The sequence below is a fragment of the Actinoplanes sp. OR16 genome, assembly GCF_004001265.1.
GTDB lineage: Bacteria > Actinomycetota > Actinomycetes > Mycobacteriales > Micromonosporaceae > Actinoplanes.
In genome coordinates this window covers 1,893,480-1,906,379 of sequence record NZ_AP019371.1, presented here as the reverse complement: position 1 = coordinate 1,906,379, position 12,900 = coordinate 1,893,480, and the positions used below count along the sequence as shown (strand labels likewise).

At 71.4% G+C, this 12,900-nt stretch carries 14 protein-coding genes; 11 read left to right on the top strand and 3 right to left on the bottom strand.

What is annotated here, in order from left to right:
* Positions 1-49: 49 nt before the first annotated feature.
* Positions 50-871: a UbiA family prenyltransferase gene (locus tag EP757_RS08835; protein WP_127543766.1), complete on the bottom strand. Its 822-nt coding sequence runs from the start codon at positions 869-871 to the stop codon at positions 50-52.
* Between the two features lie 47 nt (positions 872-918).
* Here EP757_RS08835 and EP757_RS08830 point away from each other — a divergent pair, with 47 nt between their 5' ends.
* The 4 genes from EP757_RS08830 to EP757_RS08815 are packed head-to-tail and all read left to right on the top strand — an operon-like array spanning position 919 to position 4,286.
* Positions 919-1,626, top strand: coding sequence for a methyltransferase domain-containing protein (locus tag EP757_RS08830; protein WP_127543764.1), 708 nt, complete (start codon positions 919-921; stop codon positions 1,624-1,626).
* Positions 1,616-2,770: an acyl-CoA dehydrogenase family protein gene (locus EP757_RS08825; protein ID WP_127543762.1), complete on the top strand. Its 1,155-nt coding sequence runs from the start codon at positions 1,616-1,618 to the stop codon at positions 2,768-2,770. Before EP757_RS08830 ends, EP757_RS08825 begins: the two co-directional genes overlap by 11 nt.
* Positions 2,764-3,837: a type III polyketide synthase gene (locus EP757_RS08820; RefSeq protein ID WP_127543760.1), complete on the top strand. Its 1,074-nt coding sequence runs from the start codon at positions 2,764-2,766 to the stop codon at positions 3,835-3,837. The genes EP757_RS08825 and EP757_RS08820 overlap by 7 nt, the downstream gene beginning before the upstream one ends.
* Positions 3,834-4,286, top strand: a complete 453-nt coding sequence (locus EP757_RS08815; RefSeq protein WP_127543758.1) for a DUF6023 family protein — start codon at positions 3,834-3,836, stop codon at positions 4,284-4,286. Before EP757_RS08820 ends, EP757_RS08815 begins: the two co-directional genes overlap by 4 nt.
* A gap of 70 nt (positions 4,287-4,356) precedes the next feature.
* Here the strand turns inward: EP757_RS08815 and EP757_RS08810 are convergent, their stop codons facing one another.
* Positions 4,357-5,136 (bottom strand): hypothetical protein, encoded by a 780-nt coding sequence (locus tag EP757_RS08810; protein ID WP_127543756.1) that lies wholly within the window; start codon positions 5,134-5,136, stop codon positions 4,357-4,359.
* Positions 5,137-5,471: 335 nt separating this feature from the next.
* On the opposite strand from EP757_RS08810, the gene EP757_RS08805 reads away from it, so the two are divergent.
* The 7 genes from EP757_RS08805 to EP757_RS08775 all read left to right on the top strand — a co-directional run bounded on the left by EP757_RS08805 (position 5,472) and on the right by EP757_RS08775 (position 11,764).
* Entirely contained in the window at positions 5,472-5,957 is a 486-nt protein-coding gene (locus tag EP757_RS08805) for a CarD family transcriptional regulator (protein ID WP_014447856.1), read from the top strand.
* 47 nt (positions 5,958-6,004) lie between these two features.
* Positions 6,005-6,709, top strand: a complete 705-nt coding sequence (gene ispD, locus EP757_RS08800; RefSeq protein WP_127554143.1) for a 2-C-methyl-D-erythritol 4-phosphate cytidylyltransferase — start codon at positions 6,005-6,007, stop codon at positions 6,707-6,709.
* A 953-nt stretch (positions 6,710-7,662) separates the two neighbouring features.
* Positions 7,663-8,139 carry a 2-C-methyl-D-erythritol 2,4-cyclodiphosphate synthase gene (ispF, locus tag EP757_RS08795; protein WP_127543754.1) on the top strand — a complete coding sequence of 159 codons (477 nt, stop codon included), beginning with the start codon at positions 7,663-7,665 and terminating at the stop codon, positions 8,137-8,139.
* Between the two features lie 54 nt (positions 8,140-8,193).
* Entirely contained in the window at positions 8,194-8,580 is a 387-nt protein-coding gene (locus tag EP757_RS08790; RefSeq protein ID WP_174262364.1) for a PPOX class F420-dependent oxidoreductase, read from the top strand.
* A 19-nt stretch (positions 8,581-8,599) separates the two neighbouring features.
* Positions 8,600-9,712 (top strand): hypothetical protein, encoded by a 1,113-nt coding sequence (locus EP757_RS08785; RefSeq protein ID WP_127543750.1) that lies wholly within the window; start codon positions 8,600-8,602, stop codon positions 9,710-9,712.
* 32 nt (positions 9,713-9,744) lie between these two features.
* Positions 9,745-10,587 carry a hypothetical protein gene (locus EP757_RS08780; RefSeq protein WP_174262363.1) on the top strand — a complete coding sequence of 281 codons (843 nt, stop codon included), beginning with the start codon at positions 9,745-9,747 and terminating at the stop codon, positions 10,585-10,587.
* 19 nt (positions 10,588-10,606) lie between these two features.
* Positions 10,607-11,764, top strand: coding sequence for a PQQ-binding-like beta-propeller repeat protein (locus tag EP757_RS08775; RefSeq protein ID WP_127543748.1), 1,158 nt, complete (start codon positions 10,607-10,609; stop codon positions 11,762-11,764).
* Here EP757_RS08775 and EP757_RS08770 read toward each other — a convergent pair.
* Positions 11,761-12,882: an ROK family protein gene (locus EP757_RS08770; RefSeq protein ID WP_127543746.1), complete on the bottom strand. Its 1,122-nt coding sequence runs from the start codon at positions 12,880-12,882 to the stop codon at positions 11,761-11,763. The genes EP757_RS08775 and EP757_RS08770 overlap by 4 nt on opposite strands.
* Positions 12,883-12,900: the final 18 nt, after the last annotated feature.

Genomic DNA, 12,900 nt, shown 5'->3' with positions numbered 1-12,900 from the left:
CCGCGTGCGCCGACCCATCCATCCGGTGCCGGTGACGCTGACAAAAAGATCAACTGAGTACCAGCAGCACGACGTCCATCAGAGCCACCACCATCACCGCGCGAAACAGCGCGACCGGTCGTCCACGTGCGCGCTTGGACCCGTACGCCCCTGCTAGAAGGACCACGACGGAGGCCGCGGCCGCCGCCCAGCCGGACCACGACGGAGGCCCGGGCGGTCCGAAGACCAGCGTGAGCGTCGCGCCGAGAAGGAGCACCGCGGCGGCCACCTGCGAGCCGCGTGCGCCGATGCGATGCGGCAGGCCCCGCACCCCGGTCGCGGCGTCGTCGGCGAGATCCGGCAGCACGTTGGCGAAGTGCGCGCCGCCGCCGAGCAGCGCGCCCGCGACCACGATCCAGGCCGGTGGCGCCGGATTTCCGGGCAGCGACACCACGACGAACGCCGGCAGCAGGCCGAACGCCACGAGATAGGGCACCACCGAGAACGCGGTGGATTTCAGCGGCCAGTCGTAGAGCAGCGCGAACACCCCGACCAGCGAGATCACGACGGTGGGCGCGGCGCCGAGGGGAAGCGCCGGCACCGGGATGGCGAGGGCTGCGATCAAACCCGAGATCCCGACGGTACGGCGGGAGACCGCCCCGGAAGCGACAGGCTTGTCCCGCCGCCCGGCGTGGAGGTCCCGATCCGCGTCCAGCCAGTCGTTCACCCAGCCGACCGCCAGCTGGGTCGCGGCCACCGCGAGGATCACGGCCAGGAGACGCCATCCCCGGTGCCCGACCCCTACGGCGAGCAGCGCCATCGCGAGGGTGACCGCGCCGCCCGGTTCCGGATGCGACGCCCGGAGCAGAGCCAGTGCACGGGACATGGACATGAATCGCAGTGTGGTGGATCTGCCGATCCCGTGCCAGGCTCGATCGCATGCTGTCGATGCAGCGCAACGACCCCCGTCAGTACGACGACCTGGCCGCCGAGTGGTGGCGGCCCGCCGGAGATTTCGAGCTTCTGCACTGGCTGGCCGCCGCCCGGGCCGCGCTCATCCCGCCCGCGTCCGCTCCCGGCCGGATCCTGCTGGACGCCGGCTGCGGCGGCGGGCTGCTCGCCCCGCACGTGGCCGAGAAGGGTTACCGGCACGTCGGCGTCGATCTGGGCGTCACCGGCCTGGAGCTGGCGGGGAAAGAAGGCATCAGCTGCGTGAACGGCGACGTGACCAGGCTGCCGCTGCGAAGCGGGAGCGCCGACGTCGTCGTCGCCGGCGAGATCCTGGAGCACGTCACCGACCTCCCCGGCACGGTTGCCGAACTGTCCCGGGTGCTCAAGCCGGGCGGCCTGATCGTGCTGGACACGGTGAACGACACCGTGCTGAGCCGGCTGATCACGGTGACCCTCGGGGAGCGGCTCGGCGTCGCGCCGGTGGGCCTGCACGACCCGGACCTGTTCGTGCCGCCGTCGAGGCTGGTCGCCGAGTTCGCCCGGCACGGCGTGACGGTCCGGATCCGCGGCGTCCGGCCGACGATCTCCGGTTTGTTCAAGTGGCTGGTGTTACGCAGGGGATCCGCGGGAAGGATCGTTCCGGCGTTCTCCGCCGCCGTTCTCTATCAAGGGGTGGGTACTCGGCATGATCGATGAGGCTCGCCGGCTCGCGCCGCGGTTCGCCGCCCGCGCCGCCGCGACCGACCGGGACGGCTCGTTCCCGGTCGACGATTTCGCCGAGCTCCGGGACGCCGGGTTCTTCGGCCTGATGGTCCCGTCCCGGCTGGGTGGGTCGGGCGCCGGCTTCACCGAGTACGCCGAGGTCGCCTACGAACTGGCTCGCGGCAACGGCGCCACCGCCCTGGTCTTCAACATGCACGCCTCGGTCACCGGCGCCCTCGGGAGCATCAGCGACGGACTGGCCGAGGCGCTCGGTCTGCCGGCCGAGGCACTGGAGGCCCGCGACGAGCACCTCAAAGCCGCTGCGGGCGGCAGCTGGTACGCGGTCGCCATGAGCGAACGCGGCGCCGGCTCCCGGCTGTCGAAGCTGACCACGACGTACGAGCCGGTGGACGGCGGATATCGGATCACCGGTTCGAAGACGTTCTGCTCGGGAGCCGGGCAGGCGGACGCCTATCTGGTGGCCGCTCGCAGCGCCGGCGATCCCACCCAGGTCTCGCAGTTCCTGGTGCCGGCCGGTGACGGGCTGCGGGTCGAGGAGACCTGGGACTCGCTCGGCATGCGCGCCACGGGATCCCACGACCTGCACATCGACGTCAGGGTTCCGGCGTCGTCGCTGCTCGGCGGCGTGGAAGGGCTGGCGCTGGTGGCCGTGCAGCTCGCGCCGCACTGGATGGTCGCCAGTTATGCCGCCGTCTACGTCGGGGTGGCCCGCGCCGCCGTCGACGCGGCGATCGACCACGTCCTCTCCCGCAAACTTGATCATCTGCCCGCGATACGGGCCCGGATAGGCCGGGCGGACGCCGCCGTCTCCGCCGCTCACCTCGCGGTCCGGGAAGCAGCCCGGCGCGTCGACGCGGCGCCCGGCGACGCCGAGACCAACCGCTGGGTGTGGCGGGCGAAGCTGCTGGCCGGCACGACCGCGGCCGAGGTCGCGGCGTCGATGCTGGAAGCCGCCGGCACGTCCGCCATGCGGCGGGGCCATCCGCTGGAACGGCTCTACCGGGACGCCCGGGCCGGTTCGCTGCAGCCCGCCACGAGCGACGTCTGCGCCGACTGGCTCGGCATCGAGGCGCTCGGCGGCGACCCCGACTCCGACGGTGTGGCACCCCGGTGGTGAGCGCCGTGATCAGCGGCCTGGGAGTGGCCCTCCCGCCGTCGGCCGTGCAGGAGGACCTCTGGGAGGGCTACTTCGCCCACCACTACACCGGGGCGCGGCGGGCGTTGGCGAAACGGATCTTCACGAATGCGGGGGTCCGTACCAGGCAGGCTGTCGTCAGTCCTCTCCTGGAAGACGTCTCCGGATGGTCCACCGAGCGCCGGATGCGGCGATATCAGGTCGAGGCCGTCCCGCTCGGCAAGGCGGCGGTCGGCCGGGCGCTCGCCGACGCGGGACTCGCCGCCGACGAGCTCGGGCTGTTCGCCGTCTGCTCGTGCACCGGGTACGCGACACCCGGCCTGGACATCCTGCTGGCCCGGGACATGGGCATGTCGCCGTCGGTGCAACGCCTCTTCGTCGGGCACATGGGTTGTTACGCGGCCCTGCCCGGCCTCGGGACGGTCACCGACTTCGTGGTGGCCCGGGGGCGTCCGGCGCTGCTCCTCTGCGCCGAGCTGACCAGCCTGCACCTCCAGCCGGCCGGTACCCGGACCGACATCCAGCAGATCGTCTCGCATGCGCTCTTCGCCGACGCCGCGGTCGCGTGCGTGGTCACCCCCGGCGTTTCTCCCACCGCCTCTCCCTCGTACGCCGTGAGCGAGCTCGCCGCGGTCACCGACACGACGACGGCCGACCACATGACGTGGGAGGTGACCGACGCCGGATTCCGGATGGGCCTCTCGCCGCAGGTTCCGGCCGTGCTGTCCACGCACGTCCGCGGTCTCGTCGACGACGTCCTGGCCCGGCGCGGGCTCACCGTCGCCGACGTGGACGGCTGGGCGGTCCATCCGGGCGGTCCCAAGATCCTCGACGTGGTGCAGGAGCGGCTCGAGCTCGATGACGCGGCGCTGTCCGCCTCGCGGGAGGTGCTGGCGGCGTACGGGAACTGCTCCTCGCCGACCGTCCTCCTCGTCCTCGACGCCCTGCGCCGCCGGAAGGATCCACCACGGCGGATCGTCATGCTTGCGTTTGGTCCCGGGCTCACGCTCTATGTCACTCTTCTGGAGGGCCTTACTCTCGGAGCGTGAGCGCGGAACGGGGCCGCGGGGCCGTCCTACACCTATTGACGGCATTCGTGCTGATCGCGGGCGCGGCATGGTGGTGGCAGGCCGCTCCCGCCGAGCCGGCCGACGACCGGCTGCACGGCTGGCAGCGGACCGCCGAGCAGCTGCTGCCCGAGTCCGGTGAGCAGCAGATGTCGAACACGCTCGCCCTCGGCGACGGAGACGGGCACGAGGAGGTCGCCGCTGTCGGCAGCGGCGAGTTCCTGGTCTCGGTCGTCTGCGCCGGGGTGGACGGCAGCCGGGTGCGGGTCAGCCTCGGCGAGGGTGAGACCGGGCGCGGCATGCGGTGCTCGGGCTCCCGCACCCCGGAGGTGTTCAGCGTCGGACTGGCCAGCGAGCTCCACTTGCGGGTGAACGTGGAGGCGGCCGGGCCGGTGGTGTTCCGCTACACCCTCCAGCGCCTGAATTGGTAGGCGGCGGTTGTCGTTTTGTCGTTGGGTGCGGGTGCCGCGCGTTTTCGCCTACCCGGTTTTTCGCGACGTTTCAGAGGCGGGCCAGGTCGGGGCGGATCTCCTCGATCGAGGCCAGGCGGCGCTGCAGGCGCACGATCCGGTTGAATTTGTCGACGAGCAGCACGGCCGCCGTCCCATCGGGTGCCTCCAGCCCGAGGTGCCGCCGGAGCCCGCCGGTCGGATCCTGCAGGAGGCTCACCGTCTTGCCGTCGGCCTGCGGAGTCTGCGCCGGTGGCAGCTTGACCGTGCCGGTGGCTGTCCCCGGAGTGCCGATCGTGGACGAGACGGCGATGACCGCGGTGTCCGGTTTGACCAGCGAGGCGGTCTCGGCGATCAGTTCGTCGCATGCGCAGCCGTCGGTCACGATGATTACGGCCGGTAGTCGGCTGACGAGCGACACGTTCTGCCCGCCGGTCCCGATCAGCTCTAGGGCGGGCAGCTTCCCACTCGGATCCTCGGTGGTGTTCGCCGTGCGCTGCGTGGCCGGCTGGCGGGGCGGGCCGGGCCACGCCGAGGCGAACAAGCTCGCCACGGTGACCAGGATCGCCATCGTGATGATCAAGGCGGGGGTACGCACCGCGAGCGCGCCCAGACGCCGCAGCCCGCGTATCGCGGGGCTGCGGGTGAAACGCTGCCACCGGGTGGCGGGTCCGGCCGTGTTCAGCTCGGCACGGACCGCCGCGACCTCCTCGGAGAGCGCCGAGAGGTCGTCGGGAATGACGATGACCCCCCACTCCTCAGGGAGGTCAGGCAGATCGTCGTTGGCACCGCCGTCAGGCGGCCAGCCGCCGTTGTCGCTCGCGCCAGCCATGACTCAACCTCCCCCCTGGCCGACCAGATCTTGCTTCGGTCGGGGAACTCCCGTCCAGCGTCTCGCACGAGGAGCCGCATCGCCAGTGGTGCGTCATTGCGGACCTTAGCGATAAGCTTGATCTGACAAAGCCATCAGGTCCGGAATTTCCGACTCGCTGGCGTTGACCGTGATGCCCTCGTCACTTTGAGTTACTTAGGCAGCTTCTCGCTTCCCTGTCAAGCGGGAGAAAGCCCCATCACATGCCCTCTGAGCTGCACTAACAGTGACCGCCAGGGCGAGACACCGCCGCCTGGGCGTGTTACCCTAGACACAGCGAAAGGGGTTTCGAACCTATGGTTTTCAGTGTCGGCGAGACCGTTGTTTACCCCCACCACGGGGCCGCACTCATCGAGGCAATCGAGACTAGGGTCATCAAGGGCGTTGAAAGGCAGTATCTCGTTCTGCGTGTCGCCCAGGGCGATCTGACTGTTCGGGTGCCCGCTGAGAACGCCGAAGAAGTCGGCGTGCGCGAAGTGGTTGGCGAAGAAGGCCTGGGCAAGGTCTTCGACGTCTTGCGTGCTCCGCACACCGAGGAGCCGACCAACTGGTCGCGGCGTTACAAGGCCAACCTGGAGAAGCTTGCTTCCGGCAACCCGCTGAAGGTTGCCGAGGTCGTTCGTGACCTCTGGCGCCGTGAGCGTGAGCGTGGCCTGTCCGCAGGCGAGAAGCGCATGCTCGCCAAGGCCCGCGACATCCTGGTCGGTGAGGTTGCCCTCGCTGAGAAGAGCACCAAGGATGAGGCCGAGGTCCTGCTCGACAAGGTCCTCACCGAGGCCTGATCCACCCGACGCAAACACTCCTCGAAACTGTGTCCGACGACCGCGACGTGACCGCGCAGCCCAGTGCTCGCGGTGACGTCGCGGTCGTCGTTCCAGCCGCGGGCGCCGGCGTCCGGCTCGGTCCGGGCGGTCCGAAGGCGCTCCGCCTCCTCGACGGCGAGCCACTGCTCGTCCACGCGATCCGCCGGATCGCCGCGTCCCCCTCGGTCGCCATGATCGTGGTCGCCGCCCCGCCGCCTGACGTCGACGCCGTGCGCACCCTCCTCGCCCAGATAGCCCCGGTCACCGTGGTGGCCGGCGGCGCCGAGCGCCAGGAGTCGGTGGCCGCCGCACTGGCGGCCGTCCCGCCTGCCCTGCCGATCGTGCTGGTCCACGACGCGGCCCGCTGCCTGACCCCGGTCGCCGTCTTCGAACGCGTGGCCGCGGCAGTCCGCGACGGCGCCGACGCCGTGATCCCGGTCCTCCCGGTCGTCGACACGATCAAAGAGGTCTCCGCGGAGGGGACAGTCCTCGGCACGGTCGACCGTGCGGTGCTCCGAGCAGTGCAAACGCCGCAAGGCTTCCGCGCCGACGTCCTGCGAGCCGCCCACGCCGCCGCAGCCGACTCGCACACCGACGACGCGGGAGCCGTGGAGAAACTGGGCCGCTCCGTCCACTGCGTCCCCGGCTCCGACCTGGCGCTGAAGATCACGCGTCCGATCGACTTGGCGGTGGCCGCCCACTTGCTGACGTTGCCGCCCGAGCAGTCCTAGCTTCCTGCCGTTCGCGCAGCTCCGGGCGTTCTGGCGGCGTCGCGTGCTCTTTCGTCAACTGTGTGAGGCCCGCCGGGCGGCTGCGGTAGTCGTGAGATCTTGGACTTTTCGGTGGCGTCCAAGATCTGCGCTGCGGCGGATGGTGGCGACCGTGCGGCTCGCTGGTGTGGCGATCCTGCTGGGTGGTGAGTCGAGACGCGAGAAGGCTGAGTCGATCGATCTTTCTGCGCGATCGTGGAGGCGCACTGCGCTTTCCTGCCCGCGATCTTGGAGTCGTGCTGCCTGGCCCCCTGCCCGCGATCTTGGAGCCATGCCGCCTGGCCCCCTGCCTGCGATCTCGGAGTCGTGCCGCCTGGCCCCCTGCTCGCAATCTTGAAGCCGTGTCGCCTGGCCTCCTGTCCGCGATCTTGGAGTCGTGCTACCTGCATCCTGTCCGCGATCTTGGATGGGCGCTGCTCCTTTGGTGGGATCTTGGTGCGGGCTGGGGAACGTGGGCGAGCCCAGGGCTGAAGCAAGCGGGCAGGGTTGAGCCAGAGGCGAGGCGAGGCGAGGCGAGGACGACGGTGAGGGCTGAGGCGGAGGCTGGGCAAGGCCGTGGTGGAGGCAGAAGCAAAGCCAAGCAAAACGGGGGAGGGCTGAGCCGAAGAGCTGGGGCTGAGTGAGGGCGAGGGCCTGAGGTGAAGAGCTGGGGCTGCGGTGGGGGCGAGGGCCTGAAGCGAAGAGCTGGGGCTGCGGTGGGGGCGAAGGCCTGACCCGAGGCTAGGGCTGCGGTGGGGGCGAAGGCCTGACCCGAGGCTAGGGCTGCGGTGGGGGCGAAGGCCTGAGCCGAGGCCAGGACTGCGGTGGGGGCGAAGGCCTGAGCCGGGGCCAGGGCTGCGATGGGGGCGAGGGCTGAGGCGAGCGCTGGCTGGTGTGGGACGTCGGGTGGGGAGAGGCGGGCGTAGGCTCGCCGGGTGATCATTCCTCGGGTTGGTGTTGGCACCGATGTGCATGCTTTCGACGCCGGGCGGGAGTGCTGGGTGGCTGGGCTGCACTGGCCTGATGAGCCGGGGCTGGCTGGGCATTCGGATGCTGATGTGGCTGCTCACGCTGCCTGTGACGCGCTGCTTTCGGCGGCCGGGCTCGGGGATCTGGGTGGCAACTTCGGGACGGGTCGGCCGGAGTGGGCGGGGGCTGCCGGTGTGGTGCTGCTGGCTGAGTCGGCGGCGCGGGTTCGGGCTGCCGGGTTCGAGATCGGGAACGTTTCGATTCAGGTGATCGGGAATCGGCCGAAGATCGGCAAGCGGCGGGCCGAGGCGGAGAAGGTGCTGTCGGAGGCGGTGGGTGCGCCGGTGACGGTGGCCGGGACCACCACGGACGGCTTGGGGCTGACCGGGCGCGGTGAGGGTTTGGCCGGCACAGCGGTGGCTTTGATCTACCCTGCCCGCTGACTGGTGTCGCTCGTCACCGGGTGGGTGGGGCGGTCATCGGGCATGATCACTGCCATGAGCGTTGCGCTGCCGGACGTCGCCCGGAAACTGATCGACAATCCCACATATGTGGTGCTCACTACGATCAACCCGGATGGCTCGCCGCAGTCGACGCCGGTCTGGGTCCGGCGGGATGGTGACGACGTCGTCTTCTCGACGGTTCGCGGGCGGCAGAAGACGCGCAACATGGAGCGCGACCCCCGCGTGTCGATCTGCGGTTACGACCCGGCGCAGCCGTACTCGTACTTCACGGTCGAGGGGACGGTCGGGCTCGTCGACGACGAGGGTGACCTGATCAGCGAGTTGAGCTACAAGTACGCGAACGAGCCGTGGACCGCTGATGGCCCGGACGTCGTGCGGGTGGTGTGCCGGTTGACCCCGACTCACGTGATCTTCAGCTAGACCGCTTACGCTCGGCAGCGTGTCCGCCCCCATTGAGCCCGAGACCACGCCGGAGGAGCATCGGCAGCGAGCGCTTCTGCTGGCCGACCTCGGGCGTTATGACGAGGCAGCCGAGGAGATCGCCGCCGGGTTGACGAGCGCGCCGCAGGAGGCGTCGCTGCTCGCCACGCTCGCGACCATCCACCTGGCCGCCGATCAGCCGGCCGAGGCGCTGGCCGCCGCCGACCGGGCCGCCGCGGGGACACCGCCGGCACTGGCCGGGCTGGTGGTGCGGGCGATGGCGCTCACCGACAGCCGGCGGTTCGGTGACGCCGCCCGGATCGCCGAGGGGATCCTGGCCGGCTGGCCCGAGGACGCTTACGCGCAACGCACCGGCGCCGCCCTGCTCAGCGAGGCACGTAACGGCCAGGAGGCGCTGAACGCCGCGTGGAACGGGGTGCGGGTCGCCCCGGCCGAGGCGGAGGCGCACCTGGTCCTGGCCGTTGTCGCGGCCCGGTTGCGGCTGTTCGACCTGGCGCAGAGGGCGTACGGGGAAGCGCTGGAGCTCGACGCCACCATCGGTGATGCAGCGAGCGAGGTGGGCATCGTCCGGTTCGAGCGCCGCCGCTGGGCCCGGGCGCTCGAGGATCTGGCCGAGTTGGCGTCGCTGGGAGTGCCGGCCGAAACGGGCGTCCCCACGGAGGCGGGAATCCCGGCGGTGCCTCCGCAAGAGCAGACGCTGCCGGCGTACGAAAAGCCTCGGGGTTCCGTACTTGATCTTTCGGACGAGTCGGCGGAGGCGGTGCGGGACACCGTCCGGTTCGCGGCCGCCGGCATCCTGGTCATGGCCGTCCTGACCGCCGCGATGACGCTCGTCAGCTCGGGGATCTCGCGGGTCTGGTCCGGCATGATCGGCCTGCTGATCATCGGTGGGCTGGTGTTCTGGTTCGGCAGCCGGCTGCCGGAGCGGGGCGGCGTGGTGCTGTCCAGGCTGCGCGCAAGTGACCGGAGACTGGCGATCGCCGCCTACCTGTGTTGCGCGGCGCCGGTGTTCCTGCTGCTCTACACGGTGATCGGTGGCCTGGTCCCGCTGGTCGTGGCGATGGTGCTGGCCGCGGCAGCCGAGTTGATGGTGCTGACCAGCAGACGTTGAGAAACACCTGAACCGCGATTAGGTTCGGAATCGTGTCGACTATGGTGCCTCCGCTGTACGCCGGACTGGTCGATGACGCGTCTCTTCTTCCGCCCAGCCCGATCGGCCTGCCGGACGGGGTGACGAAGTACGACGAGCACACCGCCTCGTGGTACGCGGACCTGATCGGCTCTCTGCTGGTGCCCGCCTCCATCGTGGGCGCCGGCCCGCTGCCCCAGGCCCGCGCCGGCCTGATCGGGGACGTGCCGATCGCGAATCTGCCGACGACCGTGGAGAAGCTGCGCGCCGCCGGTCTGGGGATCGAGCACGTGGAGGCGCCGGTCGCCCGCCGCGGTGAGGATCCACAGCCGGGGCTGGCGTTGCTGCGCGAGTTCGCGGCGCTCCAGGGCGATCTGCGGGTGTACGCCGAGATCCCGCTGAGCTGGGGCCTGCTCGGGGCGCTGGACACCGTCGTCGAGGCCCGCGCGCAGGGGCTGCCGATCTCGCCGAAGTTCCGGGTGGGCGGTCTCGCCGCCGAGCTGTTCCCGACGCCGGTCGAGCTGGCCGCGGTGATCTGCGCCTGCCGTGACCGGGATCTGCCGTTCAAGCTGGCGGCCGGCCTGCGGCACGCGACCCGGCACACCGATCCGGAGACCGGTTTCACCCATCACGGCTTCCTCAACGTGCTGATCGCCTCGGTGGTGGCGGCGGAGGGCGGCGAGGTGGCGGAGGTGGCCGAGGCGCTGGCGGCGACGCACCCGGTTCCGCTGGTCGAGCCGGCCCGGGCGCATCGTGACGACGTGCGGCCGCTCTTCGACGGTTTCGGCGCGGCGAACGTGGTGGAGCCGCTCACCGAGCTGGTCCGGCTGGGGCTCATCAACGGCGGCTACGAGTGAGCGTGAAACAATCCGGTTCGTGACCCGGGTGCTGCTTCGAACTCTGGCGGCCGCGGTTCTGCTGGCCGCCGCCGTGCTGGTCGGCTGGCGGGTGCTCGCGCCGGCGGAGGTGCTGGCGAGCGCTACTACGCCGTACCCTCCTCTGACCCTGCGTCAGCCGGGCGTAACGGGCCGGTTGAACGTGGCGCCGCTGGTCGTCGACGGCCGCGTGCGGGTGTACGCCGCGAAGCATCAGGTGCGGGCGGACGCGCCGGTCGACGGGCGGACCGTCTACACCGCGCGGTGGTCGCTGCGCCGATGGCCGGAGCAGGTCAGCGAGGTCGCGGCGACCGGAGCCACGGTGATCACCCGGTGGTCCGACGGCGAGATCGTGGCGATCGACGCGCGGTCCGGCGGGATCATCTGGCGGGCGGCGGGTCCGGAGACGCCCGGTTACGACGGTCATCGCACCGGCGCCGCGACGGTCTGGCAGGCGCAGGGTCTGCGGTTCGCCGCCGGCAACGTCGTGGTCATCTCCGATCAGGAGCTGATTTCGTACGCCGTGAGCACCGGCGCCACGACCTGGCGGCAACAGCGGCCCGCCGGCTGCGACGAGGTCTTCACGACGGCTTCCGCCATGGTCGCGTGCTCCTCCGGGACGGCGTGGAACGGCGCGACCGGCACTCCGGTGACCGGCTGGCCGCGCGGGCCGTGGACGCCGGTCGGCTGCGACGCGGACGGCTCGCAGTGTGCGGCGTTCCGCGACGGGCAGAAGCAGGGCTGGGCGGTGGTCGGGTTCGACGTCCAGAGGCTGTACTCCGTCGACGACACGACAGTGGTCGTGGTGGGCGGCGTCGTCGTGGACGCCACGCCGGGTGACGTGAGCGCGACCGGCCTGGACGGGACCCCGCTGTGGGTGAGGCCCGGCGCGGCCCGGGTGCTCGGCGCGAACGGGTCGACGATCCTGCTGCTCACTCGTGAGAACACGCTGGTCGGGGTGGACGCCGGGACCGGGGCGGAGAGCCTCGGGTTCCCGCTCGCGATGGGCGCCGAGAGCACCGACTGGAAGCCGGGGCTGTTCCGGGTCGCCGGCGGCTACCTGGCGATGGAACGCCTGCGCACCGACGCGCCGGAGGACGACCCGGAGTCCCCGATCTACTACCTGACCCTCGACACGGTGATCATGGCGGCGCTCTAGGTCAGGTGCGGCAGCAGCGCCGTCCAGGCCTGTTCGGCGGCGCCGGCGATCGGGCCCTCCTCGTCGCCGAGTGCGGCCGGCAGCACCGGCGGCGGGGAGTCGCGGTGGATCAGCATGAGGCCGTCGCGGTACGCCTCCTCGATCGCGTCCGGCGCGGCGGCCAGCAGATCCACACCGAGGCCGCCGAGGGTCACCAGGTCGGCGTCGAGGCCGTTCACCAGTCCGGCGACACCACGGCCCAGAGCAGCCGCGACGGACCGGACAGCGATCATCTCCGTGGAACCCGGTGCGGCTGCGGCGATCACGCGGCGGGCGTAGGTCACCGGGTCGCGCGGTGCCGGTTCGCCGAGGAAGCGGGCCAGGGCGGTGCCGTCGACCGCCGTTCCCCAGCAGCCGGAGGCGCCGCACGGGCAGCGGATCGACGGGTCGCCGAAGGGCATGTGGCCGAACTCGCCGGCAGCGCCGCGGGCGCCGATCACCGGGCGGCCGTTCTCCACGACGGCGCCGCCCAGGCCGGCTTCGATGCGCAGGTGGACGGCGACCGAAGCGTTCGCCGCGGCGCCACGGTGCGATTCGGCGGTCGCTGCCAGGGTGGCGTCGTTCCCGGCCACGAAGACGCCGGCATGCGGCCACAGCTCGGTCAGGTCGACGTCGTGCCAGCCGGCGGTGGAGGCGTCCAGGCGCAGGGTCCGGGAGACCGTTCCCGGTACGGAGACCCCGACCGCACGCGGGCGGTCCCCGTACCGCGAAATGATCTCGGCGATCGCGGCCGCGACGGCCGCCCGGACCTCGTCCCACCCGGTGGCCGCGTGCCGTCCCGAGCGTGTCGCGGCAGTGGCCCCGCCCAGCTCGACCACGTCGATGCGCCATGCCTCGTGGGTGATCGCCACCGCGAGGACGAGCGGGCCCTCGGGGTGCGGCAGGAGCACGGTGGTCGGCCTGCCGCGGCTGCCGCTCGGTGCCGCCGGGGCCTGGACCAGCAGCGACGCCCGGCTCAGTTTGGTGACCAGCTCGGTGGCCGCGCCGGTGCCGACGCCGAGCAGGCGGGCCGCGTCGGCGCGGGTCACGCCGGGCCGGTGGTGCACCACCCGGAGCAGCTCGGTGGAGCGGGTAGTCACGGCGACTCCTTTATTTTG